Here is a 3868-nt window from a genome sequence, read left to right as displayed (position 1 = left end):
CCCAGCCCCTTGGTTCCCAAACCGGCATCGGCGACCACGATCACCGCGCCCAGCCGCAGGCAGGCGTAGATCAGGGAGTCAGTTCGATGCCCGGGGGCACCAGCAGGTTGACCCGGCTGCCCGAGCGAACCCCGATGCTGGCCAGCCCGGCGGCCAGGGTGTTCACCCGGTGGCCCAGGTCCGACCAGGACAGGGTGCGTGGTGGGCTGACGTCCACCACTGCCGCGGTGTTGTCGTGGGTGCGGGCATCCAGTTCGGCCAGCATGGGCCGGTAGCCGTTCAGCGGTTCGGCACGCCCCGCAGGCCCGTCCTGCCGGTTCTGCTTGTCCAGCCAGTCGAAGATGGGGGTGGCGATGTCGCGGTCCTCGGGCAGCAGGTGTCCCGCGCTTTCGAAGCGGTGTACCTGGGCGTGGGGGAGCCGGGACATCAAGTCCCGCAGGTAGCGGTCGGAGAAGACCGGGTCCTTGGGCCCCCACAGCAGCAGGGCCGGAACGAAGAGCGTGCGAAGGGATTCGGCAATGGACTCCAAGGTGGAGCGGCTGGGGTGGTCCGGGGCGAAGGGGATGTCGGCAACGAAGTTCGCCACCCCATCGCGCCGTTCGGCGCTGGTGTACGGTGCCATGAACGCCTCACGGGTACCGGGATCCAGTTTGGGGTGGGCCAGCGAATGGGTTACCCGCAGGAACGCGTCGGTGCTCTTGGTTCCCCAGCCGTGCACGGCCGGGTGGGAGGCAAGGCGCAGCGCGGCAGGCATCTGGAACCCCGCAGGGTGCACCGCGGTGTTGGTCAGCACCACCCGGCCAGCTGCTGCTGGTGTTCCAAGGCCCAGCCCAGGGAAATGATGCCGCCCCAGTCGTGTCCCACCGTGATGACCGGGCCGTCCAAGCCCAGGGCAGCGGTCAGATCCCCGAGGTCGTTGACCCGGTCGGCCAACCGACGCAGGACCGGTGCGCGGGGAGAAGCCCATGTCCAGCTGGTCCACTGCGACCACCCGCCAGGGCAGGGCGTGGGCCGAGACGTGGTTGAGCAGCTCGCGCCACAGGTAGGACCAGGTGGGGTTGCCGTGCACGCACAGCAAGGTGCCCACGGGGCTGATTCCGCGTTCTTCCAGTTCGCCATGGTTGTCCAGCAGGTGCCACCGGTGGGTGGTGCCGGCCGGATCCACCGCGGAGGTGGAGGGCACTTCGAGATAGCCCGAGTACCGTGCAGCGACACCGGGAAAAATCTCAGTTACCAAGCCAGCTCCATCATGGTGGTGTTCAGTCCCGAGCCCACGCCCATGCACAGCACGCGGTCGCCGGGCTTGAGGGTTTCGGCTTCCTGCGACAGGGTCATCGGCAGCGAGGCCGGGCCGACATTGCCCCACTTGGGGAAGGTGACCGGCACCCGGTCACGGATCAGGCCCACCGCTTGATGATGGCGTTGGTGTAGGACTTGGAGACCTGGTGGGTGACGTAACGGTCCATTGAACGCCAATCCCAGCCGGACTGGTGCGCCTCTTGCCAGGCGTTGACCACCAGGTCCAGCCCGTTATCCAGCAGCCCCTTGGTGTCGGTGTACATGCCGGCCGGCCCGCCGACGCACAATTCGTGGTGCTGGGTGCCGGCTCGGGAGACTCCGCCCACGATTCGGTGGCCGCCGGGGTGTTCGTCGGCGGGGCCCACCACTGCGGCGGCGGCCCCCGACCCCAGGGTGAGGGTGGCGAATTCGCGCAGGTAGTCTTCGCGGGTGGAGTTTTCCGCATTCAGCCGCTGGAACGTGGTTTCCTGGGTGGGCTGGGCGTCTTCCCCGGCCACGATCAGCGCGTACTTGATCTGTCCGGAGTCGATCATGTTCGCCGCCAGGGACATGCCGTTGACGAACCCGAGGCAGGCGTTGGCCACGTCGAAGTTCATCGCCGAGGAGGGCAGCCCCAGGTCGTGGTGGATCTTGGAGGCCACCGAGGGTTCCAGGTTGCGCCGAGTCACCGACGTGTTGATCAGCAGGCCGATCTGCCCGGCTCGATGCCGGCTTCGGCCATGGCCTTGCCGCCGGCTTCCACCGCGGCGTCGTCAAAACCGGTGCCCTCGGACCACCAGCGGCGTTCCTTCACCCCGGAGGCGCGTTCGAGCAGTTTCTTGGACAGTCGCAAACGTTTCAGGCTGGGGGCCAGTCGCTCGTCGAATTCGGCGGAGCTGAGCACCACCGGTGCCTGCACCCTATTGACGGCCAAAAGGGCCACGTTGTGATGCCTAAACGTTGCGTTGCCGTTCAATATCAAGCCTTCGTGTCGTGCCGACGCGGACCCTTTGGGGCCCGCACCGAAAAATGGTCGCCGGTTCCGCAGGGTCGCCGACGGAGAATAGTCTGTTCTTACCGTATTCCTTCCTGTGGGCCAGCGCATAAGCGAAAGCGAAGTTTTCAGCGAATAGCAGGAAAAATCTGGATCATTCATAGGTTTCTGTGTGACTCACCCGCCTTTCGGCCAGTACTGCTACACGCCCATGCAGTGGGTGCATGGGCGTGGCCCCGCCACGGTTCTGGGCACCAGCCTGATGGGGGACTGGCAGAAGCGCCCGGCAATCACCTGGGCAGTGGTAGTCTCCGTCGTACTATCGGAGCAACACGGTATGGGTACAGCGACATTTTCTTGGGAAGGAACTGCCATGGACGCCATGGATCAACAGGGCAATGCGGTGATGGTGGACGTCACGAACTGGAAGCAGCCGCAGAACCTGCACTGGTCCTTCCAGCACATGGCCGACTTCCTGCCCACCGCGTCCATCGCACGGGGGTCCGGGCCGGTGGCCGAGCTGCCGGCCGCGCACCGTGACCTGGATTCGGTGCTGGTTCCGGGCACCGTGCCCGGACAGGCGCCGGTCAGCGTGGGAGCGGTCATGGCTTCGACCAACACCGACGGGTGGATGCTGCTGCACCGCGGCCAGGTGCTCACCGAACAGTATTTCGGGCAGATGAACGCAGACTCGGTCCACCTGCTGATGTCGGTGAGCAAGTCCCTGATCGGGGTTGTGGCCGGCGCGCTCTGCGACGCCGGGACGTTGGATACCGATGGCCAGCTCACCGACTATCTTCCCGAACTGGAGGGCACCGGGTACGCCGGGGCGACGGTCCGCCACCTGCTGGACATGCGTTCGGGCATCAACTTCTCCGAGAACTACCTGGACCCGCTCTCGGGCATCAGGCTGTTGGAGCAGGCCATTGGCTGGGCCCCCACCCTCGCACCGGGGCCCACGGGAATGTACCCCTTCCTGAAGACGCTGCAGCGCAAGACCGCGCACGGCGGATTCTTTGAATACCGTTCCTGCGAAACCGACATGCTGGGCTGGGTGTGCGAGGCCGCCGCCGGGCAACCCATGGCGCAGCTGATGTCCGCGGTGCTCTGGGGCAAGATCGGCGCCGAGGCGGACGCCGTCCTTGACATTGACCAGTTCGGGACCGGCACCTTTGACGGGGGGATCAGCGCCAGCCTGCGGGACATGGCCCGCTTCGGGTCCATGCTGCTGAACGACGGTGTCTCCCTGAGCGGGCAACGGGTGCTCTCCTCGACGTGGATGGCCGAAACCCTAGAGGGGGCACCGGATTCACGGGACGCTTTTGCCACCAGCCCCGGCGACTACCGGATGCCCGGCGGCATGTACCGCAACCAGCTCTGGTTCCCCTACCCGGGCAATGACGTGTTCCTGTGCATGGGGATCCACGGCCAGCTGGTCTACATCAACCGTCCGGCCGAAGTCGTGGCCGTCAAGCTCTCCAGTTGGCCGCTGCCGCAGGAACCGGCCAAGCTCTTCGCCGCGCTCGGTGCCTTTGATGCCATCGCCGCCGCGCTGCTCGTGGAAACCTCGACCGCCCCGGAACCCGGAGCCGCGGC

General features: G+C 66.3%; 1 protein-coding gene and 2 pseudogenes. 1 reads left to right on the top strand and 2 read right to left on the bottom strand.

The features are described 5' to 3' along the window. Nucleotides 1-1237 (bottom strand): annotated as a pseudogene (locus tag JCM19049_RS19840) (alpha/beta fold hydrolase); the annotation flags it as partial. Then, nucleotides 1231-2254 (bottom strand): annotated as a pseudogene (locus JCM19049_RS09325) (3-oxoacyl-ACP synthase III). The pseudogenes JCM19049_RS09325 and JCM19049_RS19840, both read right to left, overlap by 7 nt. 391 nt (nt 2255-2645) lie before the next feature. Here JCM19049_RS09325 and JCM19049_RS09320 point away from each other — a divergent pair. After that, a partial coding sequence (locus JCM19049_RS09320) for a serine hydrolase (protein ID WP_279402853.1) occupies nt 2646-3868 on the top strand: 1223 nt, incomplete at its 3' end.

The organism is Arthrobacter sp. JCM 19049, from assembly GCF_001310435.1.
Note: the sequence above shows the minus strand (reverse complement) of the source record. Positions and strands in the feature narration are given on the sequence as shown.